This is a genomic window from Microcoleus sp. N9_A2 (assembly GCF_036701775.1).
GTDB lineage: Bacteria > Cyanobacteriota > Cyanobacteriia > Cyanobacteriales > Microcoleaceae > Microcoleus.
The window spans coordinates 1-1202 of sequence record NZ_JAUBRH010000160.1; the positions used below are offsets into that span (position 1 = coordinate 1).

The 1202-nt window shown below is 35.3% G+C and carries 1 protein-coding gene; it reads left to right on the forward strand.

Annotated features, from left to right (window positions below):
* Window positions 1-126: 126 nt before the first annotated feature.
* Window positions 127-1202: ISAzo13 family transposase (locus QUA44_RS30535; RefSeq protein WP_333257685.1), on the forward strand; the 1076-nt coding region annotated here is incomplete at its 3' end.

The window sequence follows — 1202 nt, forward strand, 5'->3', positions numbered from 1 at the left end:
AATAAATGAGTGAATATGAATAGGTTTAGGTTTCGGTAGATATGTCAAATATTATACCTACTTGGTTCTTTTTATGTCGCCCATGATTTTTTGATTTGAATAATTTCTGAATAAATTAATTTATGTATGTATTACTCAGATGAAATTACTGATTTAATGCGAAAACATCATCAGTCTTTATCTGAAAAAGACCAAAGAAAATATGCAGCGATAGAAGCCGTAAAACTTGACCATGGTGGAATTATTTACATAGCCCGAGTTTTGGGAGTAGACAGGAATACAATAGCCAAGGGAATTAAGGAGTTAAAAAGTGAATCAGACACTACTTGTAATCAACAGAGAATTCGCCGACGTGGAGGAGGAAGAAAAACTAGGGAGTCTGAGATACCTGATTTAAATGAGCGTTTTTTAGAAGTCTTAAAAAACCACACAGCCGGAGATCCAATGTCGGAAAAAATTAAATGGACAAATCTTACCCACCAACAAATAGTTGAAGGTCTGAAAGCTCAGGAAATAATAGTCAGTACAACAGTTGTTCAAAAACTTTTAAAAAAACATGGATATGTGAAACGCAAAGCTCAAAAAAAACAAACAACCGGAGTAACCAAGAATCGTAATGAACAATTTGAAAATCTTGCCAGAATTACCGAAGAGTATGAGTTGCAAGGAAATCCGATTGTTAGTATGGACACGAAAAAGAAGGAATTTATTGGAAATCTATATCGAGCAGGAAGTCTATATACTACGGAAGCTATTACGACATTTGACCATGATTTTTGGAGTTGGGCTGAAGGAAAAGTAGTACCTCATGGAATTTATGATCTGCAACATAACCGAGGATATTTAAACCTGGGAACCAGTAAAGACACGAGTGAATTTGCTTGTGAATCGATTAAATTATGGTGGGTCAATTACGGAAAATTTATCTACCCTCAAGCCAATTCAATTTTGATAAAATGCGATGGCGGTGGTAGTAATAATTCCAATCATCATATCTTTAAATCGGATTTACAAAAATTAGTTGACGAGCTAGGAATAGAAATTAGAATCGCACACTATCCCCCCTATACATCGAAGTATAATCCGATTGAACATCGTTTGTTTCCTCACGTAACCAGAGCCTGTCAAGGAGTAATTTTTACCAGTGTTGAGTTAGTGAAAAAACTCATGGCAAAAACTCATACTAAAACCGGGCTTTCTGT